This window comes from Bacillus sp. JST-5 (assembly GCF_057747715.1).
In genome coordinates this window covers 17686-43257 of sequence record NZ_JBYLHW010000006.1, presented here as the reverse complement: position 1 = coordinate 43257, position 25572 = coordinate 17686, and the positions used below count along the sequence as shown (strand labels likewise).

Sequence of the window (25572 nt, the reverse complement as noted above, 5' to 3'; positions counted from 1 at the left end):
ACACTGGAAAATCCCCAATGAATTGCTGTCGAAAATTGAATCAATCCAGCTCAACGGTATATTCGAATTTGTCACCTTTCGCAATGCTTGTGGTGTATTCACAAACGTTTTCATACGAAAATAGCTGGCGTTTGATTAGCATCGCCGGTTCATTCTTTTTCACCTTTAACCAGTGTGCTTCTTCTTCACGAATACGTGTGACAGAAAACGTTTCAATCGCCTTTGTAATGACAATTTTGTAATCCTCTCGAAAAACATCGTACATTGGTTTTGCCTCTAAATGTTTTTTTGTTAATCCTTGAAAATATCGTTCAGGTAAGTATGAAATTTCATAAATGAGCGGTTCTTTATCCGCAAGTCTTAATCTCGTCACTTTATGAACATTTTCATCAGCATGAATTTTTAATCGTTTGGCGATTTTCGGTGTTGGGGGAATCGTTTCAAATTGAAGGACGATCGATTCTGGAACTTTCCCTATCTTTTTCATTTCCTCTGTAAAACTGTATAGCTTATCGAGGCTTTGAAGATAAGACTTTGGCGAGACAAAACTTCCTAAACCATGCAATTTATAAATATACCCTTCCCGTTCAAGCTCTAATAATGCTTGACGTACGGTCATTCGGCTTACGTCATACATCTCACAAAGTTCACGTTCAGAAGGTAGTTTATTTTCAGGTTTATATATTCCGTCTTCAATTTTCCGAATAATGATGTCCATTAATTGAATATAAAGAGGAATTCTGCTCTGTTTATCAATCGTTACGATGATGAACACCCCCACACAAGTAATGATGTTATGTTGTCATAACCAGTTTGGAAATTGTTGATCAATGTTTGAAAAATCATTTTTCTAAACAAACTAAATATGTGTTCCAGTTAACATCTATTGTTTGGAAGTGAAAATTATGACTGCTATTCGTTTTTTATATAAATTTCCATTCTTTTACTTTCTTTTGACTTCATATATTAAACTATTCATTGTTCATCAACTTATCTTTAGCAACTCTGCTTTCCATACGGGAATTCTTCTTGAATTCATGTTCATCCTTACGATTTTTTTGATTCTTGAATACGCAAAAGGAAGATTGAAAAAATGGCTTTATCTCATTTTTTCTTTCCTTCTTTCACTTTTATTGCTGACCTTTTTACTTTATTTCAATTATTACGGGGGAGTTTTAACGTATAAATCCATCTCTGAAATTGGGCAACTGGGAGATGTGAAAGAAAGTATTTTTGAACTTTTTCAATGGAGGTATTTATTTCTCTTTATTGATTTCTTTTTTTACATCTTTATGATGGTTTTATCAAAATCATTCCCATCAAACCAAAAGAACAAGTTTCATTCCAAAACAATCAAGAGGTATCAAACGCTATTTGTGGTGATTTTGCTTGTTGCTGGAAGTGCGACTATTTATATATACCATTCAAAAAATGTCTATAATGAACTAAAAAAAGCTGAAAACTTAGGTTTATTTTATTATCAAGGATTGGTACGGCTTGAAGAATGGGAAAAAGAACGTAAACAACTTACCCCCATTACCCAAGAGGAGATTCTTCATGTAAAAGGAATTGATATAAAAGAGAATCCAAAATATTTTGGAGTTGCTAAGGGAAAAGACGTCTTAGTCATCCAATTAGAAGCCTTTCAAAATTTCGTTATAGGGTTAGAATTGAATGGGCAAGAAATTACGCCGAACTTAAATGCTTTGACTAAAAATAGTTTTTACTTTCCGAATTTTTTTCAACAAGTGGGAAAAGGCAATACTGCAGATGCTGAATTTGTAATGAATACTTCAATCCTTCCGATTGGCAATGAAGCGATGTCCAATGTTCTAGAAGATGTGGACGTACCGAGTTTTCCAAAAATATTAGAAAATCATCAATATGAATCGATGACCTTCCATACGAATGATGTTCAATTTTGGAATCGTGATGAAATGTATCAATCGTTAGGATTCCATCAATATTTTGATAAACAATACTTTGGCGAAAAGGATTTTATCGCATTTGGTGCATCTGATAAAGTCTTATTTGCTAAAACGATAGAAAAAATTAACGAATATAAAACAACTCATAACGGAAAACATTTATATGCAAACATAATAGCCATGTCGAGTCACCATCCCTATAAGATTCCTAAACCCTATCAAACATTACATATACCAAAGGAGTTGGAAGGAACAACGATTGCAGATTACCTTCAAGCTGTTCATTATGTAGATGAAGCGATTGGATGGTTTATCAATGCTTTAAAGGAAAATCACTTATGGGATGACACACTGTTAGTGATTTATGGGGATCATTTCGGAATTTCTTGGCAATTAAATGAAGCAGATAGAGAAATAATGGAGAAATGGGTAAAAAAAGATTTTAATGTTTTCGAAGCCATTAAAATTCCTTTGATTATTCATGTTCCTCAGCAAGAAGGAGAAATCATTGAAACAATAGGAAGTCATGTAGATATTATGCCTACCGTTGCCAATTTGTTAGGAATCCAGTTGCATAAATTTATCATTTATTTCGGTCAAGACTTACTGAACACGGAAACAAATATCATTCCTCAGCGATTTTATTTACCAACCGGAAGCTTTATTACTGACCATGTTGGCTTTATTCCGGGAGAAGGGTATGAGGATGGAGAATTTTACCCACTTGAAAATGATCTTCCTATAAATGTTCAGATGAAAAATAAATATGAACAGACATACAACCAAGTGCTAAAATTATTAGAACTCAACGACTTATATATCCACCAATTAATGAATGAATAGATGTTGAGCTTTCTACTGAGAAAATGACATCACATATTTTTCAGGCTTGACCATATAATGATGTATGGGATGTTTGAAAGGGGAATTCAAATGGTAGGACTCATCATCATATTAGTACTAGTACTTTTTTTACCTTTTTTGGTCAAAACGGTGGAACATCAATTAGAATCTTTCTTATTCATTATGGGAATTTTAGCGGCGCTTATTAGCGGTGTCTTAAATAAAGAACTATGGGAAGAAGCACTTCATGCACCGATTGGGATTGCAATCGCGGTGTTCATCAGTGGTTTATTATTTAAATGGTTGCAAACGCCTTTTGAAAAGGCTGTCGATCGTCTCAGCCAAAAAGTTTCTCTTCGCTTCATATTACCTGTCGTAGTTATTGGATTAGGTTTGATTTCTTCCATCATCACAGCGATTATCGCCGCCCTTATCTTAGTCATGATTGTAACAACATTAAAGCTTGATCGTCCTTCTGAAGTTCGCTTTGTTATTTTTTCATCGTTTTCGATTGGGCTTGGTGCATCGTTAACACCGATTGGCGAACCGTTATCTACATTAACCGTTACAAAATTAAATAAAGATTTCTTTTATTTAATCAAATTAATTGGTCCATATGTATTTAGTGCTATTGTTGTATTTGCTGTCTTAACGTTTATCTTTGTCACGCCCAGAAAAAAGAAGCATTCTTCTGGAGAACAAACAGCAGAAACCTACGCAGAAATTGTCATACGTACGTTTAAAATTTACTTATTTGTAATGGGATTAACGTTGCTTGGAGCGGGTTTTGAACCATTGATTAATCGGTATTTATTAGATTTACATACAGGCATTTTATATTGGGTCAACATGATTTCGGCCGTATTAGATAATGCTACATTAGCCGCAGCTGAAATCAGCCCGGCAATGAGTGATGTAACCATCCAATCCATTTTGTTAGGACTTTTAATTAGTGGTGGAATGTTAATACCCGGAAATATCCCTAACATTATTGCAGCGGGGAAATTACAAATTACAAGTAAAGAATGGGCAAAAATAGGTGTGCCTGTTGGATTAGTAACCATGGTTTTATATTATCTAGTTATCTTCATTTTCCATTAATAAAAAAATCTATGGAATACATCATCCTCTTCCTTTTTTAGAAGGGAGGGATGATTTTTTTTGTTAAGGAGTAGAGGTTGGTTTCTTAAGTGTTCATTTTGAAATAAGCCGATTGTGTTAATTTGCAGAAGCATAAATCGTGTTTATTTGGGGAAAATAACTTGGAAAATAATAGAAAGGGTGGAGAAAATGAAAACATTAAAACTTATTACCATATCAGCGATTCTCTCGTTTACATTATTTTCTGTACATTCTATTGCTTATGGAAATGAGGGAACTCAAAATCAAAATGAAAAAAATGTCCAATTAACCGATGAGCAAAAGGAAGAACTGAATGAACTACATATGGAATTGATGGAATTAAGAAAAGAGCTCATTGAAAAATATATTGAGTTCGGTGTGATATCTGAAGAAAAAGGGAAAAAAATGATTGAACATATGGAAAAACATTATGAAAAATTAAAAGAAAATGGATTTATCCCAAGATGGCATAAGCATAGACCAATGCCTCCAAAAGAAAATGATCAACAATAGGTTGTCCCAATGAAAGGGGCAACTTTTTTTATTTGTGGGGTATATAGGTAAGTTGACCTCTATACAAAAGTACTAGAAAATGTGAAAATTTTACAACAACCTCAAAATTTGTCCAAATATGTGGTATGATATTGTGTAGGCAATAAATTTAGACGGAGGAAGATAAATGAGTTGGAGAGACCGTGCGAACAAATGGTTTACATTTGAAAATTTAGATAGCCATTTAAAACAAGCACTAACAGAAATGAAAGATGATGAAAAAAAACTAGAAGATTTATTTTATAAAAACTTAGAGTTCGGAACAGGGGGCATGCGGGGAGAACTTGGTCCTGGTACGAATCGAATGAACATTTATACCGTTCGAAAAGCTGCGGAAGGTTTAGCCCAATACATATTGGCGACGATGGAAAACGGAAAAGAACGCGGAGTGGCTATTGCCTATGATTCAAGACATCAATCCCCGGAATTTGCATTAGAAGTGGCAAAAACGGTAGGAAAACATGGCATTAAATCTTATTTATTTGAATCACTTCGTCCAACACCGGAATTGTCGTTTGCCGTTCGTTACTTAAACACAGCGGCAGGAGTGGTTATTACTGCTAGCCATAATCCACCGGAATATAACGGCTTTAAAGTTTATGGTGATGATGGAGGACAATTGCCGCCTGCACTTGCTGATCAATTAACAGACTTTGTTAACCGTGTACAAGATGAACTAACGATTGAAGTTACTGATGAAAAGGAATTGTTGGATAAAGGTTTACTTACTTACATTGGTGAAGATGTGGATCAAGCTTATATCCAACAATTAAAAACAATTCAATTAAATAAAGAAATGGTAGAAAAGGTAGGAAAAGATTTAAAAATCGTTTTCACTCCATTACACGGTACCGCGAATAAACCAGTTCGTGAAGGATTGAAAGCATTCGGATTTGAAAATGTTACTGTTGTGGAAGAACAAGAGAATCCCGATCCGAATTTTTCAACCGTTTCTTCACCGAACCCTGAAGAACATGCCGCTTTTGAACTGGCGATCAAAAAAGGGAAAGAAATCGATGCGGATGTATTGTTAGGAACAGATCCTGATGCCGATCGTTTAGGTGTTGCCGTGAAAAATAACGAAAGAGAATATGTTGTTTTAACTGGCAACCAAACGGGAGCGTTAATGCTCGAATATTTACTATCTCAGAAAAAAGAAAAAGGAATGTTGCCGAATAACGGGATTGTTTTAAAAACAATTGTCACTTCTGAAATTGGTCGAGCTATTGCCGAGCATTACGGGTTACCAACATTAGATACATTAACAGGATTTAAATTTATCGGTGAGAAAATTAAAGAATTTGAGCAAACGAAAGAATATACATTCCAATTTGGATATGAGGAATCCTACGGTTATTTAATCGGCGATTTTGTCCGTGACAAAGATGCTGTCCAAGCAGCCATTTTTGTTGCCGAAGTTGCCGCCTATTATAAAGCTAAAGGACAAAGCTTATACGACGGATTGCAAGAAATTTTCCGCAAATACGGTTTTTACAAAGAATCGTTAAAATCATTGACGTTGAAAGGGAAAGAAGGAGCGGAATTAATTGCGCAAATTTTAGAGACATTCCGTAAAAACCCTCCGAAAGAAATGGCGGGCGTTGAAATCGTCGCTGTGGAAGATTATAAAACAGGAATCCGTACGGAATTAAATACTGGAGAAGAACGATCCATCGAGCTTCCAAAATCGAACGTTTTAAAATATTTCTTATCGAACGGATCATGGTTTTGCGTACGTCCATCCGGCACGGAGCCAAAATGTAAGTTTTATTTTGCCGTACGGGGACAAACAGAAGAAGAAAGCAAACAACTGTTGCAAGACTTAGAAACAGCCGTGATGAATCAAGTCGAACAAATGATTCAGCAGAGTTAAGAAGGAGGAACTACGGTGATATTAGTCGTCGGTGGTGCCGGATATATCGGTAGCCATTTAGTGAAAGAACTCGTACAAAGGATGCCTGTCGTCGTATTAGATTCGCTTTCAACCGGATACGAACATTTAGTGGATGAAAAAGCGATTTTTGTGAAAGGAGACTTAGGTGACAAAGAGCTTCTTTCTCATTTATTCGAAACATATGACATTAAAGGGGTTATGCATTTTGCAGCCAATAGCCTCGTAGGAGAATCTGTTGTTGAACCGTTAAAATATTATAAAAACAATGTAGCAGCTACATTAAATTTATTAGAAACGATGGTTAAGCATCATGTAAACAACTTTATTTTTTCATCTACTGCTGCAACATACGGTATACCAAATACAGATTTTATAACAGAAGACACTCCAACAAATCCGATCAACCCTTATGGACGTTCAAAATTAATGGTGGAGCAAATCTTGTCTGATTTTGCCGAAGCATATGGATTAAATTATGTCGTGCTACGATATTTTAATGCAGCTGGTGCGCATGAGTCTGGAATGATTGGGGAAAAACACGATCCGGAAACACACTTAATTCCAATCGTTTTACAACATTTGCTTGGTGAGCGTGAAAAAATATCTGTATTTGGTACGGATTATGATACTCCTGATGGTACATGTATAAGAGATTATATTCATGTTACTGATTTAGCACACGCTCACATTTTAGCATTGGAAGCATTGCTAGAAGGGAAAATCAAAACAGCCACCTACAACCTTGGAAACGGAAAAGGTTATTCTGTTAAAGAAGTCATTGAGATGTGTGAAAAAGTGACTGGTCGTAAAGCTACGATTGAATATACTGATCGTAGACCAGGAGATCCTGCGCAACTTGTAGCATCTTCTGAAAAGATTTATCGAGAATTAGGCTGGAAAGCAAGCTATCAACTGGAAGAAATTATTTCCAGCGCTTGGAAGTGGCATTTAAAAAATAAAAACATATAATACATTGGGCTATCCACCTAGTTGGGTAGCCTATTCCATACATAAAGGGAGGAGAAGTGATGGCCAAAATGAATCCACAAAAAGAATTCAAAACGCTTCTTCAAGCGATCTATCATAAAGGATATAAAGAAAACTTAACCGCCGCACAGATTATCGAACAAATCAAACCTCGTTTGCAACAATTATTGATGAAAAGCAAATCAAGCGATCAATCATGACCAGTTTTTCCATTCACGAAAAAATACAAGCATATTTATTAGGAAAATGCTCTCCATCTCCCGCCTTTTTAAAAAAGTCTAATCAACACCCACTCCCATAAATTTTGCACCCTCTCTAATTTGTTTCTAATTTTCTAGGAAACTCCCCATTATCTTTAATAGAATGAAAGTTATGAAATATTATTCATTATTATTAAAAAAATTTGTATATTGATAATTTTCTAATTATTATTTATAATGTCAAACAAGGAGATTTGAATGAGTCTTCAGTTTTAAAAATCCAAACAAAGGTGGGTAAATGTATGAAAATGAAAGGGTTTTCACGGTCGTTCGTATTTTTATTTTTTTCATTATTTCTAATATTAGCGGGGTGTAGTGAATCAAACGTCAGTAACGGGGACTCCGACGGAAAAAATGAAAGCGTTGTCATAAAAGTGGGTCATATTGCTCCTGATAGCCACTCTTATACGAAAGGTTTAGAAGAGTTCGCTAAAGCCGTTGAAGAAGAAACAGATGGAAGAGTAAAATTTGAAATTTACGGAAATGGACAACTTGGAGGAGAAGTAGAGGTTGTCGAGCAAGTACAATTAGGTGCACTTGATATGACACTTGTGACATCAGGTCCTGTAGGGAATTTCGTTGAAGAATACAATGTGTTAGAAATGCCATTCTTATTTAGAGATTTAGATCATGTTTATAAAACATTAGATGGTGAAATTGGAAAAGAAATCATTGAAAAATTAGATGCGGCTGGATTTAAAACGTTAGGTTTATGGGAAAACGGATTTAGACACTTAGCCAGTGATAAACCAATTAAATCCCCGGATGATATGAAAGGGTTAAAAATGCGTACGGTAGAAAATCCAATCTATGTGGAAACTTACTCAGCCCTTGGAGCGGATCCAACTCCGATTGCATTCCCAGAACTTTATACATCCCTTCAACAAGGAGTAGTTAACGGTTCAGACTTATCTTACGGAGTTATGCATTCAACAAAAATGTATGAAGTACAAGACTACTTCAGTGAAGTGGGCATTTACTACGCATCAGCTCCGTTATTAATGAACAAAGATAAATTTCAATCATTACCAGAAGATGTTCAAAAAGTATTAATTGAAAAAGGAAAAGAATTTACAAAACGTCAACGTGAAATCAATCAAGAAATGGAAAAAGAACAAAAAGAAGATTTAATTGCAAATGGAGTAACCATCATTGAAAAATCTGAAGTTGATATTGAGGCATTCCAAAAAGCGGTAGAAAAAGTTTACAAAGATCATAGTTCTCGTTTTGGAGACTTAGTTGAACGTATTCAAAATGTGAAGTAAACTTAGCCAATTAAAAAACTTCATTTCTATTATCCAAACAAGTATGCGCAGCGCTCGTCTCACTACCATTAAGTCAAATGAGAAAACTCCAAATACTAAGTTTTCCAATGTAATAGATCGAGCGTCTGCGCTTTTTTTTCATAGAGGGGTGAAAAAATGTGGACGAAAAGTATAAAAATGGTTAATCGAATAACAGAAGTTTTTTGTGCTACTTTGCTCTTCGCGATGGTCGCTATCATTTTTTTACAAATAATATCACGCCTCGTATTACAATCCTCCTTCCCGTGGACGGAAGAGGTTGCAAGATTTATGATGATTTGGATTACCTTTCTAGGGACTGCTTTTGCGTTTCAATACGGGGCACATATTGGAGTGGAAGTCTTTGTAGCAAAATTCCCAAAAATTTTGCGTAGTTTCGTTCAAATTCTTGTTGGTATCATTTGCTTTTCCTTTTTTCTATTGCTTATTGTCAAAGGTTATGAACTTGCAGCCGGTTCGCTCGTTCAAACATCTCCTGCATTAAATATACCGATGGGGTATGTTTATGCTGTCATTCCAGTCAGCGGGGTTTTAATGGCCTTAAATCTAATTGATGTGACAATCAAATCAATGTTTCAAAAGAATGGGAAGTTAAAGGAGATTTAATTATGGGAGCGTTACTATTTATTATTTTAGCCATACTTATTTTTATCAATGTTCCTATTGCGATCGCGCTGGGCGTTTCTTCTGTTCTTATATTAGTAATTGGTGGAAATATTCCGTTAGTCATTTTGCCACAAAAGATGTTTGCAGCGTTAAATTCCTTTCCACTTATGGCGGCTCCATTTTTTATTCTTGCAGGGAAATTAATGGAGCATGGTGGGATATCTGAGAGATTAATTGAATTTGCCAAAAGTTTAGTTGGTCAGCTCAAAGGTGGTCTTGCGCACGTATCCATTTTAGCGTGTGTCTTTTTTGCCGCTATTTCAGGATCTGCCACTGCCACAACTGCCGCAATTGGTGGAATTATGATACCTGCCATGGTTAAAGCAGGGTATGATCGTAATTTTTCAACAGCTGTACAAGCGGCTGCAGGAACAACGGGAATTATTATTCCGCCGAGTGTCCCTCTTGTTTTGTATGGAGTTTCTGCGGGGGCGTCTGTTACTAGTCTTTTTATCGCGGGGATCATTCCTGGTCTTTTAATCGGAATTTCCTTAATGGTTGTTGCTTACTTTATTTCACGTAAACAAGGCTACGGCAGCGATGCGGAAAAAATTAGCTTCAAGAATGTTTGGCAATCATTTAAACGAGCGATCTTAGCACTATTAATGCCAATCATTATTTTAGGTGGAATTTATAGCGGTTACTTTACTCCTACAGAAGCATCTGTTGTTGCCGTTGTTTATGGATTAATCATTGGTATTTTTGTCTATAAAAAGATTAATTTGAAAACGTTAAGAGAAATTTTAGTTTCATCAGTTGTGACAACGTCGGTCATTATGTTCATTATCGCAACCGCTGCATTATTTGGTATGGTACTTACACGAGAAAGAATACCGCAAGAAGTAGCAACATTATTTTTAGACTCTAATCTATCACCATTTGTTGTCCTTTTATTAGTCAATATATTTTTATTAATCGTTGGAACATTTATGGAAACAATTGCAGCGATTATTATTTTAACACCAATTTTATTGCCGGTAATGACAAGCATCGGTGTGGATCCGATACATTTCGGAATTATTATGGTAGCGAATTTATCCATTGGATTAATTACACCGCCTGTAGGGGTCTCTTTATTTGTCGGCTCACAAGTAGGGGGAACGAAATTTGAACCTCTTGTCAAAGCCGTCATTCCATTTTTACTAATGATGATTGTTGATATTTTACTAATTACTTTTATTCCAGGACTCACATTGATTGATGTAGTCGGGAAATAGAAAGGAATGGAGAATCATTGAAAATTGGGATTATCGGTAGTGGAGTAATGGGTGCAGGGATCGCTACTGTGTGTATCACCTCAGGTCATTACGTAAAACTTTTTGATGCAAATGATGCGAGTTTAGAAAAAGCTGTTGAAAAAATTAAAAAGAAAGCCGGTGAATTTTCTTCAAATCTTGAGCCTGTTCATGCATTGACGGACATGGCTGACTGTCAAATAATTATCGAAGCAGTTCCAGAAATACTAGACTTGAAAAGAATTATTTTTAAAGAATTAGAGAAATCCACAAATAAAGATGTGATTTTAGCTTCCAATACATCCGGCATATTAATCTCAGATATAGCTCACTATTGTGTAGATAAAGACCGAATTATTGGATTACATTTTTTTAATCCTCCGGAAAAAATGCCATTAGTCGAAATGGTTAAGAGTGATGAAACATCTGAGGAAGTATTGCAAATATCAAAGCAATTTATTCTTTCCTTAAATAAAAAGCCTATTAAGGTCAAAGACTCCCCGGGTTTTGTTGTGAATCGGATTGTTACTCCATTAATTAATGAAGCCATCACCTTATATGAAAAGGGAATCGCATCCATGGAAGATATTGATGAAGCGATCAAACTCGGCTTAGGCCATCCGATGGGACCTTTAGCATTAGCGGATTTTATCGGTTTAGATACCATTTATTATTTTATGGAAAATCTCTATGAACAGACAGGGTTGGAACAATTTCGTCCCGCCAATTTGTTAATAGAAAAGGTCGAAAATCAACAGTTAGGGAGAAAATCAGGTGCAGGATTTTATGTTTATGAGTAGGAGGGATTGTGATGAATTTATCGATCTGGCCAAACTTCCTAGATTCTTGGGTCGAGAAATTTCCAAATAAAACAGCTATTTTCTATTATGATGAACAATTCACATATGTAGAATTGCAAAATCAAATAAATCAATTGGCAGCGGGGTTAAAAAATCTTTTCCAACTAAAAAATGGAGATGTCGTTGCCATCCAATCGTCCAATACGATTGAATACGTCATTACATTACTTGCTTGTTGGAAGCTAGGTGTCACGATGACTCCGCTTAATCCTGCATTGAAACCTGAGGAAATATCCTATCAACTAAAAGACTCGAATGCAAAAATCATTATTTTTGAAGGGTATGTCGCCCAAAAAGTTAGAGAAGCGTGTGAAATGTTAGAAAGGCCAATCGAAAAAGTCATTTTTGAAGGCGAAGCGCTTGTTGGGGAAAAGCATTTTTCTGATATATTTCAAACAACTTCTTCCCACTCATTCGGAGAAGTCCCTGCTGACAGTATTGCTCTTATTATTTATACTTCCGGAACGACGGGAAAACCAAAAGGAGTGCTTCTATCTCATTCAAACGTTGAAGCAATGGTTGAAATGTCCATTCAATCCCTTCGAATTACAGAAAATGATCGGTCTTATTTAATTTTACCTTTATTCCATGTAAATGCATTAAATTTTAAACTTTTATCCGTCTTGCGCGCGGGCGGGAGTGTTGTTTTAAGGAAAAAGTTTGTTTTGGAAGAGTTTTTGCCTTGTATATCAAAATATAAAACGACATTTACATCTGGTGTACCAACCATTTATGGGATGGTTGCTAACTTACCAGAAGGAGTAGAACATCAATATGATTTAAGTTCTATGAGACTAGGAATTTGTGGAGCAGCCCCAGTTTCTATTTCTTTATTTGAAAGATTCGAATCTAGGTTCCCGTTTAAACTGATTGAAGGCTGGGGATTATCAGAAGGTACTTGTGCTTCAACATTAAATCCAGTGGATGGACAAAGAAAAGTAGGTTCCATTGGAAAGCCAATGCCTCCTCAACAAGTAAAAGTTGTCAATGACAAGGGAGAAGAAGTACCTCAAGGGCAATTAGGAGAATTAATCGTCAAAGGGCCAAACGTTATGCAGGGGTATTTAAATCGAGAAGAAGAAACGAAAAAAACATTAAAAGACGGATGGCTTTATACGGGAGATATAGGCTATCAAGATGAAGATGGGTACTTTTATATCGTTGATCGGAAGAAAGATATGATCATTCGCGGTGGAATGAATATTTATCCGAAACAAATTGAAGAAGTCATCTATCAAATTCCTGATGTTTTAGAAGCTGCAGTGATTGGAATTCCAGATGAAAAATATGGAGAAGAAGTGGTCGCTTTTGTAGCTTTGAAAACGAACTCTAATCTCAAAGAAGAACAAATAATTCAGCATTGCCAAATGAAAATGGCAAACTATCGTTGTCCGAAAAAAGTATATTTCGTTGACCAAATTCCAAAAAATTCGGTTGGTAAAATTACGAAAAGCGAACTAAGAAAAATGGTTGTTGAAATGGAAAATTAAAAGGTGAGAAACATGACGAGCAATCGTGGGAAAAAAAGTACTATTATTCTTGTTGCTGCTAAGAAAGTATTTTCTAAAGAAGGATATCATGGAGCTTCTATATCTAGAATCGCAAAAGAAGCTGGAGTAGGAGATGGCACGATCTATTTATATTTTAATAATAAAGAAGATATATTAATCTCTTTATTTCATAACACCATTTATCATCATTTCACTCCAAGTGCAGAAAAGTTAATCGAACAGTATTCAGATGCACGATTAAAATTGTTTGAATTAGTTAAACATCATTTAAGCTATTTTCAAAATGATTATGATTTAGCCCGTGTCATACAAATTGAGGCTAGGCAATCAAGTCCGAATATTCGAGAAGCGATGAAAGAGGGCATTCGAAGATATTCACGCCTCATTGAATCGATTATTTTGAAAGGACAAGAAGATCAAATTTTCCGCCGAGATATCTCCGAAAGAGTCATGAGGAAAGTGATTTTTGGAGCGATCGATGAAGTGGTTACAAGTTGGGTCATTTCGGAAAACCGATATCCTTTAACAGAAAAAACCGAAGAAGTATTTAAATTGCTTTTACAAGCCGTTTATAACATTCAATGGCTTGATTTTTGGTTGCAAAATGAAAAGAAAACGGGACATAAATAAAAGGATGTGAAGCAGTGAAAGAGGTAGTGATCGTAGAAGCTAAACGAACGCCAATAGGAAAAATGAACGGTATGCTTCAACATGTATCAGCGAAAGATTTAGCGAAAACCGTTTTAGCCAATTTAATCGAGGAAACGAAATTATCATCGGATGAAATCGATGAAATTATCGTAGGAAATGTAGATGCGCCTTCGGATGCCCCTAATATTGGGCGAATTGCAGCATTAGAATTAGGATGGAAACAAGAAATTCCCGCCTATATGGTGAATCAAAACTGTTCTTCGGGAATGCAGGCTCTCATAAATGGAACCCAATCCATTCGCTTAGGGGATTCGGATGTTTCGATTATTTTAGGAACAGAAAGCATGAGTCAAATCCCTTACACGTTGAAAGGGGCAAGAAGTGGATATAAATGGAGGCATCAAACGTTAATCGATCGTGTATGGGAGATGCTTCATGATCCGTATGTAAATATGATGATGGGGGAAACAGCTGAAAATGTTGCTGAACAATATGAAATAACGAGAGAAGAGCAAGATCGATTTGCATTAAAAAGCTACGAACGAGCACAAAAAGCTCAGCAAAATGGAACATTCGCTAAAGAAATTGTTCCTGTTGTTATCCAAGAACGAAAAGGAAAAAAAGTGTTTGATCAAGATGAGTTAGAAGGTCGTCCGATGACAATCGATGATTTAGCGAAAATGAAACCTGCTTTTAAAAAGGATGGTACCGTTACGGCTGGAAATGCTTGTGGTATAAATGATGGTGCTGCCGGAGTTATTTTAATGAGCGGAGAAAAAGCAAAATCTTTAGGATTAAGGGCAAAAGCAAAGATAGTATCTTATGCCACCGTTGGATTAGATCCTGCCGTTATGGGGCTCGGTCCGATTTATGCCGTTCCGAAAGCGTTGGAGAGGGCAGGTTTAACAATAGAAGATATTGATTTATTTGAAATTAATGAAGCATTTGCTGCCCAAACGATTGCCTGTATTCAACAGTTGCGATTAGACATTGAAAAAGTAAATCCTTTTGGTGGGGCGATTGCATTGGGGCATCCAGTCGGCACAACAGGAGTTCGGTTAATGGTAACTTTGTTAAACGGATTAGAACAGATCAACGGTCGATATGGGGTAGCCACGTTATGCGTTGGTGGTGGACTTGGAGCGGCCGTTGTAATTGAAAGGATTGGAGATTAAATGGAAAAAGTAAATGTCCAAATTGAGGAACAGATAGGGATTATCACGATTACCAATCCTCCAGTGAATACATTAAGTTTTCAAACGATGGAAGAACTCCATCAAGCATTAGATATATTGGAAAATAACGAAGAGGTTGTTGTGATATTACTAAAGGGTAGTCATGGGCATTTTATGGCTGGGGCTGAATTAAAAGAGTTTGCTAACATCCATACAGCAGAAGAAGGGACAAAAACATCTAAACTTGGACATGAGCTGATGGATCGAATAGAACAATTTTCAAAGCCAATTATTGCATTAATTGAAGGCGCTTGTTTAGGGGGAGGATTAGAATTAGCATTAGCATGTCATATTCGCATTGGAACGGTTACTAGTATTTATGGACTTCCGGAAGTAACTCTCGGTTTGATTCCTGGAGCGGGAGGAACGCAGCGTCTCCCAAGATTGATTGGAATTTCTAAAGCGAAAAAAATGATATTAACTGGAGAAAGAGTGAAAGGACATCAAGCATTTGAATTAGGAATCATTGATATCGTTTGTGACGATCACACTCTTTTAGAAGAAGGAATGAAATTGGCCAAAAGGATTTCAGAAAACGGAAAACAAGCGGTACGCTTTGCCATTCAATCAATAAATGCAGGAATATTTGGCTCATCCCAATTAGGTTATGAAACGGAAAAAGAACTGTTTGGCACCTGCTTTGAAACAGAAGAGAAGAAAAGAAGAATACAAATGTTTCTAACCAAAGGAAAATAGGCAATGTATAAAAAATTTGCCTAGAGTACTAGGAAAACTTCCAACTTGATTGTTCAAGAGTGATTAGGATAAATAAGTGATCAAAAATACTTGCAACAAGTATTCATATATTTGCAAGTGGATGATTCGAGAGGGAATATCTTAAACGAGTGATCAAATAATCTTGCAACTCATATCGATATATTTGCAAGTCAGTTATTCGAAGATGATTTTGCTCAAAAAAGGAAGGATTGGCTTTGGCCAATCCTATCCGATTGGTTAGATATTTGCAACTTTAGTTATCAAATTTGTAAGTATATGAAGTGTATTTGTAACTTTTTAATATTTTTTGCAACTAGAAAACATCGTATTTGCAAGTGCAAAAGAAAAATTTGTAACTATCGAAAATTTATTTGTAACTTAAAGACATTTTCTTGTAAGTCGACAAAAAATCTTGCAACTAAGTTAATTTTATTTGTAAGTGGTTATTCACTGTAATGAGCAATCATTCTCATTGAAACTTTTCCATGTAATTGTAAATGCTAGTACATCTAGCAAACACCAAAACGAAACGATTCCTAAAACAATTCTCACGTCTTCATCCTCGGGTCTAATGCATCTCGCAGACCATCGCCCATTAAATTAAATCCTAGAACTGTTAACATGATAGCTAGGCCCGGGAAAATCATCGTCCAAGGTGCAGTAATTAAATAGTTTCTCGCATCTGCTAACATTTTTCCCCATTCCGGTTGAGGAGCCTGTGCACCTAATCCTAAAAAGCCGAGAGCTGCTGCTTCAATAATAGCTGTGGCAATAGCTAATGTACCTTGTACAATGATCGGTGCGACGCTGTTTGGGAGAATATGATGGAACAAAATCCGCGAGTCTTTCATTCCTATTGACTTGGCGGCCGTAATATATTCTTCTTCTTTCACACTTAATACTTTGGAACGTATAAGACGACCGAAATTCGGAACGTTAATAATAGCAATGGCAATAAGCGCATTTTGCAAAGAAGGTCCTAATACTGCAACAATTCCAATCGCAAGTAAAATACTAGGGAAAGCTAGTAATATATCAAAAAACCTCGAGATTAATCCGTCCACAATCCCCCCATAATAGCCGGCGATAATTCCTAGCAAACTACCAACAATAATCGAACCTATCACCGAAAAGAATCCGACCACTAACGAAATTCTAGCCCCGTAAACAATGCGGGAAAAAATATCTCTTCCTAAATCATCCGTCCCTAGCCAATATTCAGAAGAAGGAGGTTGTAATCTTGCATTCGTCAGTTTCTGATCATCAATTCCTTCGGGTGCAATCAGTGGCGCAAAGATAGCGAGCAAAATAAAGAACAATACAATGCATGTCCCGACAACAGCCATTTTATTTTTTTTAAACATTCGCCATGCTTCTTTCCAAGGCGAAACGACGTCATCATTTTCCTCGATGGTTAAATTTGTATTCGGAACCATTTCGGACATTCCTATCACCTACTTTTTAAAGTTCGTCCTTTTGATTAGCGATAGCGAATGCGTGGATCTATCGCTGCATATAAAAGATCGACAATAAAGTTAATCATGACAAAGAAGAGGGCGATGATTAAAATTCCAGATTGAATCACCGGATAATCTCTAAAATTAATCGCATCATAGATAAATCTTCCAATACCTGGCCAGCTAAAAATTGTTTCGGTTAAAATGGCACCACCTAACAGTAATCCAAACTGTAAACCAATGACCGTTAAGATTGGGATAATGGCGTTTCTTAATGAATGTTTATAGACCACCCAAAACATGCTTAACCCTTTCGATTTCGCTGTACGAATATAATCGGTTCTCATCACTTCTAACATACTTGAACGAGTGATTCTTGCGATGATTGCCATCGGGATGGTGGCAAGGGCAACAGAAGGGAGGACTAAATGTTTCAGCACTTCTTTCAATTGACCCCAATTCCCTTGTATCAATGTATCAATAATGTATAAATGGGTGATCGGATCGACCGGGTTCCGTGCCGGGTCTCGTCCTCGCGTCGGAAACCAATCTAAATTGACGGCAAACAGCCATTGTTCAATCAACCCAAGCCAAAAAATAGGCATGGAAACTCCGATTAACGCAATGAGCATCGCTGTATAGTCAAACCAAGAATTTTGGAACCATGCACTAATGATCCCGAAGTTTACCCCGAAAAATACAGCAATGATCATAGCGACGACAGATAATTCAATCGTTGCTGCCAAATACGGCCACAGTTGTTCAGAAATGGGGGAATTTGTACGAATAGAATTGCCTAAATCCCCTTGTAATAGATCGCCTAAGTATGTGAAATATTGTTTATACCAAGGCTCATCTAATCCTAGCTCAGCTCTTAGGGCAGCAATTGATTCATCGGTGGCAGCCTGTCCTAAAATAATGTGAGCAGGGTCCCCAGGTAAAGCTCGAATCATGAAAAAGACAATAAGTGTTAAACCTAAAAGTACTGGAATTAACATGAGAATTCTTCTAACTATATAGGCGTACATGACTTCCACTTCTTTCTACTAAATTTTGAAAGAATCTAGGAATAGGAGAAAAGGGAGATGAACTCCCTTTTCCGTTTATTTTTTGAAATCAACCATATGCAAATGGTCGGATCCTGTTGGATGTGGCTTGAAGTTAATAATATCGGCACGTCCTGCAAGTAACGGTTCGGAATGAACGAGTGGAATCCATGGTGCATCTTCTTTAATAATTTCTTGCGCTTTTTTGTACAGCTCATTTCTTACGTTTTCATCTGGCTCTGATTGTGCTTGAATTAATATTTCATGAAGTTCATCGTTGGAGTAGTATGAATAGTTATTTGTTCCAATATTGTCTTTATCTAATAAGACATATAAAAAGTTATCAGGATCGCCGTTATCTCCTGTCCAACCGAGCATAAACGCATCGGCTTCACCAGCTGCTACTTTTTCTAAATACGTACCCCATTCAAATGTAACAATTTTTGCTTTGACCCCGATTTTTTCAAAATTTGATTTGATCGCTTCAGCTACTTTTTGACCATCTGGCATATATGGACGAGGAACAGGCATTGCCCATAATTCGATTTCAAACCCGTCCGGATATCCGGCTTCTGCCAACAATTGTTTCGCTTTTTCCAAATCAAATGGATAATCTTCGATCGCGTCGTTATACCCGGCAATCACTGGAGGCATTGGGTTTTTCGCAGGGATGGCGTATCCTTCATAAAACGCTTCTATGATCGCTTGTTTATCAACGGCATGGTTTAAAGCTTGACGAACTTTTTTATCTTGTAATGGACCGCGTGTAGATGTTAATCCGACATAGGCTACGTTCATGGAAGGTCTTGAGAAGATTTGCAGATCAGAATTTGCTTCAATTTGTGAAACATCGCTGTAGTTTACTCCGTCAATTAAGTCAACTTCTCCAGTAAGTAGGGCGTTGAGTCGTGCTGAGTTATCAGGGATGGATAAGAATGTGATTCGATCTAGTTTTGGATATTCAGGGTTCCAATAGTCTTCAAATTTCTCAATAACAATTTTGTCGTTTCGTTTCCATTCAACGAATTTAAATGGACCTGTTCCGACAGGGTTTTCGTTAAATTTATCACCGTATTTTTTAACCGCCTCTGGACTTGCGATCCCAAATGGTGACATTGCTAAGTTTTTCAAGAACGGTGCTTGAGGGCGTTTTAACTTAAATTGAACTTCATACTCTCCCGTTGCTTTTACTTCTTCAATATTGTCGCCAAATTGAGATTGATAGTAAGGGAATGGAATATCGTCTCCGGTTTTGCCGCTATTTCCTTCTTTCCAACGATTGAAGTTAAAGACGACGGCTTCAGCGTTAAAGTCCGTTCCGTCATGGAATTTTACCCCTTCTCGTAATGTAAACGTGTAAGTCAGTCCATCATCGGAAACATCCCATTTCGTAGCGAGGCCTTCGCGAATTTCAGTGTCTTGCTCACCGAAATCTACTAAGTTTTCAAAAATGTTCTTAGTAACTTTGAAAGCTTCACCTTCAGTGGTAGTAGCTGGATCTAGCGATGTTGAGTCACCGCCTCTACCAAACACTAATTCTTTTAATTCATCGTCTCCATTTTCGTCCGACTTTTCATCTGATTTTTTATCATCTGAACATGCAGACAAGAAGATTGATAAGATGAGGACGGAAATAATAGATAAAATCCATGGTTTCTTTTTTAACATGGTTCTCCCCCTTAATTGAAATTGTAAATTTATCATTAAAGTGGCCTATCGTTTAACTTGAAGTTATTAATATAAGTGACAAGCCACATAATGACCTTGATCTAATTCTTTTAATTCTGGCTTTTGTTTTTTACATATTTCCATACAGGCGTGACATCTCGTATGGAAGACACAACCGGATGGCGGATTAGAAGGGCTTGGAATATCTCCTTTAATGGTGATCGTTTCTCGTTTATAAGTTGGGTCAGCAATCGGTACGGCTGAAATAAGCCCTTTGGTGTATGGATGAAGCGGATTATCATAGAGTGTTTCGCTGTCGGATAATTCTACTAAATGACCTAAATACATGACGCCTACCCTGTCGCTAATATGTCGGACGACGCCTAAGTCATGCGAGATAAAAATATATGTTAATTGAAATTGTTCTTGTAAATCTTTTAATAGATTTAAAACTTGAGATTGAATTGAAACATCAAGGGCGGAAACTGGTTCATCCGCAATGATTAGTTTTGGATTCGTCATTAATGCTCGAGCGATTCCAATGCGCTGTCGTTGGCCACCGCTAAATTGATGAGGATACCGTTTTGCATGCTCTTTTCGCAAGCCAACGATTTCTAGAATTTCGTGTACTTTTTTCTTTCGTTCGCTTTTGGAATAAAGTCCGTGAACGATTAAAGGTTCTTCTAATATTTTTTCTATGCTATGCCTTGGGTTTAATGAAGCAAACGGATCTTGAAACACCATTTGCATATCCCGTCTTGCTTTTCGCATTTTCTCTTTTGAAAAGGTAAAAATATTTTCGTTTTCAAACAAAACTTCACCGTCAGTTGGTTCGATTAATCGGAGCAACAGCTTCCCGGTCGTTGATTTTCCGCAGCCCGATTCCCCAACAAGACCTAATGTTTCGCCTTTATGTAAAGTAAAAGAAATGTGGTTGACCGCTTTAACAGTTTGAACGGTTCGTCCGAATAGCCCGCCTTTAATCGGAAATTCTTTTTTCAAATTACGAACTTGCAATAGTGGTGTTTTCATTCGTTTCGCCTCCTTCAACAGCTAACCAGCAGCGTGCGTTATGATAATCATTGATAGTCACATAAGGCGGATCATCTTGTAAGCACCGATTTTCTCTTGCCTCGCATCTAGAATAAAAGCGACATCCCTTTTGAACAGAGCCTGGTTTCGGAACGTTGCCAGGGATGGAGTAAAGTCGTTCTTTTTTATAGCGAATATCGGGAATGGAAGCGAGAAGGCCTTTCGTGTAAGGGTGTTTCGGATTAGCGAAGATTTCTTTTACCGTTCCTTCCTCAACAATTTTTCCTGCATACATGACAATTACTCGTTCGCATAATTGGGAAACGACGCCGAGATCATGAGTAATGAACAATATCGCCGTTTCAAGTTTTTCATTCAATTCTTTCATTAGTTGTAAAATTTGCGCCTGAATCGTAACGTCAAGCGCAGTCGTCGGTTCATCGGCAATTAACACTTTAGGGTCGCATATCAGGGCCATTGCAATCATGACTCTTTGTCTCATTCCGCCGGAAAGTTCATGAGGATAACTTTTCATTAATTCTTCTACTCTCGGAAGTCCAACGAGTTTTAGCATTTCTAAACATCGTTCATAAATTTTCTTTTTCGGCCATGGATAGTGGATTTTGACGGCTTCCATTAATTGATTGCCGATCGTAAATAGTGGGTTTAAGGATGTCATCGGTTCTTGGAAAATCATGGCAATCTCTTTTCCACGAATTTGGCGCATTCGTTTCTCTGAAGCATGAACAAGATCTTCTCCATTTAATAAAATTTTTCCTGAAACAATTTTTCCAGGAGGGTTCGGCAGTAGTTTCATGATCGATAGGGATGTCACGCTTTTTCCACAACCCGATTCCCCAACAATTCCAACAATCTCCCCTGGATAGATATGAAAAGAAATATCATCAACTGCCGGAATTTCGGTATCATCGGTAAAAAATGAAGTTTTTAAATGTTCGACGGATAAAATTGGCTTCTTGTCCATGTTTAATTTGACCCCTTTAATTGTTAAATAGGATTCATTGATTCTATATGGAACATTGTATTTTGGTTACTTGATAAATATGCCAAGCAGGGGGTATGTATGTTTCATTCCGCGAGAAAATTTTTTTGGAGGGGGCCGAAATTTTTCAGAGGAAAGTGCTAGGTATTGGTGAGCATTGATGAATGTTTGGAGGTTCGAACTGAGTTTTTGAAGAACTGCTTCCAATGATTCGAGTACTTCACCTAATATTTTGAGGACCATAGCTGATTTTTGGAGAGAGTGTCTATTTTTCTAGCAATGGTCAAAACTTTTCTTGGAGTGATGCCCAATGTTCGAGGACTAGAGCTAATTTTTCGAATACTGAGACTGACCTAAAAAATTTTGTAGAAATATGTTGAGATAGCATTTATAATAGAACAAGAAAATAAGTTTCATATTTTTTACTGTTTATGAAACCGGTTTCACAATTACAGAAACAGTTTCATGAAATTTCAAAAAAGTGAACATATTAGGTGATTTGAACATGATGAAAACAACGATTAAGGACGTAGCAAAACTTGCTAACGTTTCGAAAGCTACCGTTTCTCGAGTGATTAATAATAAAGGAAACGTAAGTCCAAAAGTAATTGAAAGAGTAAGAGAAGCTATTAAACAATTAGAATATGTTCCAAGTGGAGTTGCCAGAAGTTTAATCAATAAAACAACTGGACTCATTGGGTTATTAATACCTGACATTGTAAACCCTTTCTTTCCAGCTTTAGCAAGAGGGGTAGAAGATGCTGCCCATCAATACGGATATACCGTTGTTCTTTGCAATTCCGATAACGACATTCAAACAGAAGAGCGATATATCGAGAAAATGCAACAGCAATCCGTTGATGGAATGATATTAGTAACCGCCAATTGGTTACCGATCAGTAATCGACTTTCCCGAATGCAGTTTCCAATCGTCATTTGTGATCGATATAAAAAAGATATGTTGATGGACTCTGTAACCGTCGATAATTTTCTCGCTGGTTTTGAAGCAACGGAGTATTTAATACATAAAGGACATAAAGATATCGTCTATATCAGTACATCCGATTCCATTGAATCCATTTGGCAAAGAGAAAAAGGATATAAGGCCGCTATGAAAAAGCATTCATTGAACATCAACGTTCAATATGGGTCACTCTCTATTGAAAGCGGTTTCTTAGTGACCGAGCAGCTCTTGCGATCGCATATTCCTTCCGCCATATTTACGGCTAATGATCTAGTGGCGTTAGGTGCAATGAAAGCCATTCAACAAAAAGGACTACGTATACCGGAGGACATAGCCATTCTAGGCTGCGATGACATTATGTTTGCCAGCATTTCCAGCCCTACGTTATCAACGATTCAACAACCCGCTTATCAAATGGGGGTTAAGGCAATGGAACTGCTCGTGCAAAAAATCAATGGTGATACGACAGTTAAAAATATTACGTTAGAACACAAACTAATTTTAAGAGAGTCAACTGAAGGGATGGAGCTAAATGTATAGTGATATTGTGGTTATCGGTAGTTTAAATATGGACATGGTTATTCATGTTGACAATCGTCCAAAAGTGGGAGAAACGATTTTTGGAAAAGATTTTTTTATGTCTCCTGGTGGAAAAGGGGGAAACCAAGCATATGCCGCTTCATTACTAGGTGGATCTGTAGCGATGATCGGCTGCGTTGGCTCAGATATTTTTGGATACTCCTTAAAGGATCATTTAGCCAAAGGTGGAGTCAACGTTACTCATATAGAGGAAGTGAATAATGTTTCAAGTGGGTTAGCTTTTATTACTCTCGATAAAGATGGCAATAACAGCATCATCGTTTCTCCAGGAGCCAATCAATGTGTTACTCCAGAGTTTGTAGAAGAAAAAGAAGACATGATCGCACACGCAAAGTTATTGATCGTCCAACTTGAAATTCCGCTTGAGTCCGTAATGAAAGCTGTTTCCATAGCCAAAATACATGATGTTCCGGTCCTATTAGATCCGGCGCCTGCTCAACCTTTGCCAGATGAATTATTAAAAATGATCGACTACATCACACCAAACGAAACAGAAATTTATCAGCTAACAGGTATAGAAGTTACTGATGCAAAATCTGCTCAAGTAGCTGCAGTATCACTAATTGAAAGAGGAGTAAAAACCGTTTTTTCAAAAATGGGAGAAAAAGGTGTAACAGTTGTCAATAGTAACCGAACCTATTATGTAGAGGGACATAAAGTGCAAACAGTCGATACCACTGCTGCTGGCGATTCATTTAGCGGAGCTGTTGGTGTAGCGCTTGTGAATGGAGAAGATATATGGAGCGCCGCACATTTTGGAAACACTGTCGCCGCTTTAGCAGTAACGAAAAAAGGTGCGCAATCTTCCATGCCGACAAAACAAGAAGTTGAACAATTTTTACAACAAAAAGCCAATGGAGAAAGCGACATTTAAGGGGGTGATTGTTGGCCAACATTAGCCAAAGTTTAGAAGGAATGTATTAACTTCGAAAAGACGAAAAAATAGGAGGAAATTTTCATGAAGAAATCGTTAAGTATATTCATTTCTGTAATATTCTTATCCATTTTCGTATTGTCTGCATGTGGTTCTTCCGATTCATCCGACGATAAAAAAGGCGGAGATAATGGAAAAGACAAGTTAAATGTTGCCTATTTCGTTAATGGTGTATTAGGAGATAAAGGGTTCTTTGACTCTGCACAACGCGGATTAGAAGAAGCAGAGAGAGAATTAGGAATTAGTTTAAAAACTGTTGAAGGTGGATTTAACACAGCGGACTGGCCAGCAGGTTTAGAGCAATTAGTATCTAGTGGAAAATATGATGTGATTGTCGTTGGAACAAGCCAAATGAAAGACATCACGATTGAAATTGCAAACCGTTATCCAGATCAAAAATTCATCTACTATGATGAAATGATCGAAGGTGTTCCAAACATTTACTCTATGCTTTATTCACAAAGTGAAGGTTCTTTCTTAGCAGGAGCATTTGCTGCATTAGTCACAACAAGTACAGAGCTTGAAAATGCCAACCCTGAGAAAGTAATCGGTTTCGTTGGAGGAATGGATATTCCAATTATCAACGACTTCTTAGCTGGATATAAACAAGGGGCAGAATATGTAGACAAAGATATTCAAGTTGTCACTTCTTATGTAGGAGATTTTGAAAACGCTCCAAAAGCGAAAGAATTTGGTTTATCTCAATTCAATTCACAAAAAGTTGATATTTCCTTTAACGTTGCTGGAGGAGCAGGACTTGGTTTATTAGAAGCTGCGAACGAAGCAGGCAAATATGCCATCGGGGTTGACAGTAACCAAAACCCTCTATATCCAGGTGTTGTTTTATCTTCAATGTTAAAAAATATCGACAAATCGTTAGTACGTGCGCTTGAATTGCACATGAAAGGCGAACTTGAATACGGAAAAACAGAAGTATTAGGCATTCCAGAAGATGGGGTAGGATTAGCGAAAGACGACCTATATGAAGAACACGTTCCACAATCTATTAAAGACAAAATGAAAGAAATTGAAGAAAAACTATCTAAAGGTGAAATTAAAGTCGATTCTATCTTAGACTAATCGTTTCAATCATCCTAGCATTC

At 36.9% G+C, this 25572-nt stretch carries 23 protein-coding genes; 17 read left to right on the top strand and 6 right to left on the bottom strand.

All coding sequences use genetic code 11. From position 1 onward, the window contains the following. Nucleotides 1-40: 40 nt before the first annotated feature. A complete protein-coding gene (locus tag AC3ASS_RS02910; protein WP_488282011.1) occupies nt 41-775 on the bottom strand; it encodes a GntR family transcriptional regulator in 735 nt (244 codons plus the stop codon). 130 nt (nt 776-905) lie between these two features. Here AC3ASS_RS02910 and AC3ASS_RS02905 point away from each other — a divergent pair, with 130 nt between their 5' ends. The 14 genes from AC3ASS_RS02905 to AC3ASS_RS02840 all read left to right on the top strand — a co-directional run bounded on the left by AC3ASS_RS02905 (nt 906) and on the right by AC3ASS_RS02840 (nt 15744). Next, nucleotides 906-2771, top strand: a complete 1866-nt coding sequence (locus AC3ASS_RS02905; protein WP_488282010.1) for an LTA synthase family protein — start codon at nt 906-908, stop codon at nt 2769-2771. 90 nt (nt 2772-2861) lie between these two features. Beyond that, the gene (locus AC3ASS_RS02900) at nt 2862-3872 is read left to right on the top strand and encodes a DUF1646 family protein (RefSeq protein WP_488282009.1); all 1011 of its coding nucleotides are present in this window, start codon (nt 2862-2864) and stop codon (nt 3870-3872) included. Between the two features lie 189 nt (nt 3873-4061). Continuing rightward, entirely contained in the window at nt 4062-4406 is a 345-nt protein-coding gene (locus AC3ASS_RS02895) for a DUF2680 domain-containing protein (RefSeq protein WP_488282008.1), read from the top strand. 166 nt (nt 4407-4572) lie between these two features. Beyond that, nucleotides 4573-6318: a phospho-sugar mutase gene (locus AC3ASS_RS02890; RefSeq protein ID WP_488282007.1), complete on the top strand. Its 1746-nt coding sequence runs from the start codon at nt 4573-4575 to the stop codon at nt 6316-6318. A gap of 15 nt (nt 6319-6333) precedes the next feature. Continuing rightward, complete coding sequence (gene galE / locus AC3ASS_RS02885) at nt 6334-7308, top strand: UDP-glucose 4-epimerase GalE (RefSeq protein WP_488282006.1); 975 nt, start codon at nt 6334-6336, stop codon at nt 7306-7308. A gap of 59 nt (nt 7309-7367) precedes the next feature. Then, nucleotides 7368-7526 (top strand): hypothetical protein, encoded by a 159-nt coding sequence (locus AC3ASS_RS02880; protein WP_488282005.1) that lies wholly within the window; start codon nt 7368-7370, stop codon nt 7524-7526. A gap of 302 nt (nt 7527-7828) precedes the next feature. Then, nucleotides 7829-8851 (top strand): TRAP transporter substrate-binding protein DctP, encoded by a 1023-nt coding sequence (dctP, locus tag AC3ASS_RS02875; RefSeq protein WP_488282004.1) that lies wholly within the window; start codon nt 7829-7831, stop codon nt 8849-8851. A 156-nt stretch (nt 8852-9007) separates the two neighbouring features. Then, nucleotides 9008-9496, top strand: a complete 489-nt coding sequence (locus AC3ASS_RS02870) for a TRAP transporter small permease (protein ID WP_488282003.1) — start codon at nt 9008-9010, stop codon at nt 9494-9496. 2 nt (nt 9497-9498) lie between these two features. Next, nucleotides 9499-10773 (top strand): TRAP transporter large permease, encoded by a 1275-nt coding sequence (locus AC3ASS_RS02865; protein ID WP_488282002.1) that lies wholly within the window; start codon nt 9499-9501, stop codon nt 10771-10773. A 17-nt stretch (nt 10774-10790) separates the two neighbouring features. Then, nucleotides 10791-11591, top strand: coding sequence for a 3-hydroxyacyl-CoA dehydrogenase family protein (locus AC3ASS_RS02860; RefSeq protein ID WP_488282001.1), 801 nt, complete (start codon nt 10791-10793; stop codon nt 11589-11591). An 11-nt stretch (nt 11592-11602) separates the two neighbouring features. Beyond that, on the top strand, nt 11603-13141 hold the full coding sequence (locus tag AC3ASS_RS02855) for a class I adenylate-forming enzyme family protein (protein ID WP_488282000.1): 1539 nt from the start codon (nt 11603-11605) through the stop codon (nt 13139-13141). 12 nt (nt 13142-13153) lie between these two features. After that, nucleotides 13154-13792 carry a fatty acid metabolism transcriptional regulator FadR gene (gene fadR / locus AC3ASS_RS02850; RefSeq protein WP_488281999.1) on the top strand — a complete coding sequence of 213 codons (639 nt, stop codon included), beginning with the start codon at nt 13154-13156 and terminating at the stop codon, nt 13790-13792. A 14-nt stretch (nt 13793-13806) separates the two neighbouring features. Further along, nucleotides 13807-14988 carry a thiolase family protein gene (locus AC3ASS_RS02845; protein ID WP_488281998.1) on the top strand — a complete coding sequence of 394 codons (1182 nt, stop codon included), beginning with the start codon at nt 13807-13809 and terminating at the stop codon, nt 14986-14988. Beyond that, nucleotides 14989-15744 carry an enoyl-CoA hydratase-related protein gene (locus AC3ASS_RS02840; RefSeq protein ID WP_488281997.1) on the top strand — a complete coding sequence of 252 codons (756 nt, stop codon included), beginning with the start codon at nt 14989-14991 and terminating at the stop codon, nt 15742-15744. 569 nt (nt 15745-16313) lie between these two features. On the opposite strand, the gene AC3ASS_RS02835 is transcribed toward AC3ASS_RS02840, so the two are convergent. The 5 genes from AC3ASS_RS02835 to AC3ASS_RS02815 form a co-directional block, all read right to left on the bottom strand. Beyond that, nucleotides 16314-17210 (bottom strand): ABC transporter permease, encoded by an 897-nt coding sequence (locus tag AC3ASS_RS02835; protein WP_488281996.1) that lies wholly within the window; start codon nt 17208-17210, stop codon nt 16314-16316. Between the two features lie 35 nt (nt 17211-17245). Further along, the gene (locus AC3ASS_RS02830; RefSeq protein ID WP_488281995.1) at nt 17246-18250 is read right to left on the bottom strand and encodes an ABC transporter permease; all 1005 of its coding nucleotides are present in this window, start codon (nt 18248-18250) and stop codon (nt 17246-17248) included. 75 nt (nt 18251-18325) lie between these two features. Continuing rightward, nucleotides 18326-19936, bottom strand: a complete 1611-nt coding sequence (locus tag AC3ASS_RS02825) for an ABC transporter substrate-binding protein (RefSeq protein WP_488281994.1) — start codon at nt 19934-19936, stop codon at nt 18326-18328. Nucleotides 19937-20002: 66 nt separating this feature from the next. After that, nucleotides 20003-20968: an ABC transporter ATP-binding protein gene (locus AC3ASS_RS02820; protein ID WP_488281993.1), complete on the bottom strand. Its 966-nt coding sequence runs from the start codon at nt 20966-20968 to the stop codon at nt 20003-20005. Further along, a complete protein-coding gene (locus AC3ASS_RS02815; RefSeq protein ID WP_488281992.1) occupies nt 20940-21953 on the bottom strand; it encodes an ABC transporter ATP-binding protein in 1014 nt (337 codons plus the stop codon). Before AC3ASS_RS02815 ends, AC3ASS_RS02820 begins: the two co-directional genes overlap by 29 nt. A gap of 523 nt (nt 21954-22476) precedes the next feature. Between AC3ASS_RS02815 and AC3ASS_RS02810 the strand changes: the two genes are divergently transcribed. The 3 genes from AC3ASS_RS02810 (at nt 22477) to AC3ASS_RS02800 (ending at nt 25549) form a co-directional block, all read left to right on the top strand. After that, nucleotides 22477-23475, top strand: a complete 999-nt coding sequence (locus AC3ASS_RS02810; protein ID WP_488281991.1) for a LacI family DNA-binding transcriptional regulator — start codon at nt 22477-22479, stop codon at nt 23473-23475. Continuing rightward, nucleotides 23468-24409 (top strand): ribokinase, encoded by a 942-nt coding sequence (rbsK, locus tag AC3ASS_RS02805; RefSeq protein WP_488281990.1) that lies wholly within the window; start codon nt 23468-23470, stop codon nt 24407-24409. Before AC3ASS_RS02810 ends, rbsK begins: the two co-directional genes overlap by 8 nt. 84 nt (nt 24410-24493) lie before the next feature. Continuing rightward, nucleotides 24494-25549, top strand: a complete 1056-nt coding sequence (locus tag AC3ASS_RS02800; RefSeq protein WP_488281989.1) for a BMP family lipoprotein — start codon at nt 24494-24496, stop codon at nt 25547-25549. Nucleotides 25550-25572 lie beyond the last annotated feature (23 nt).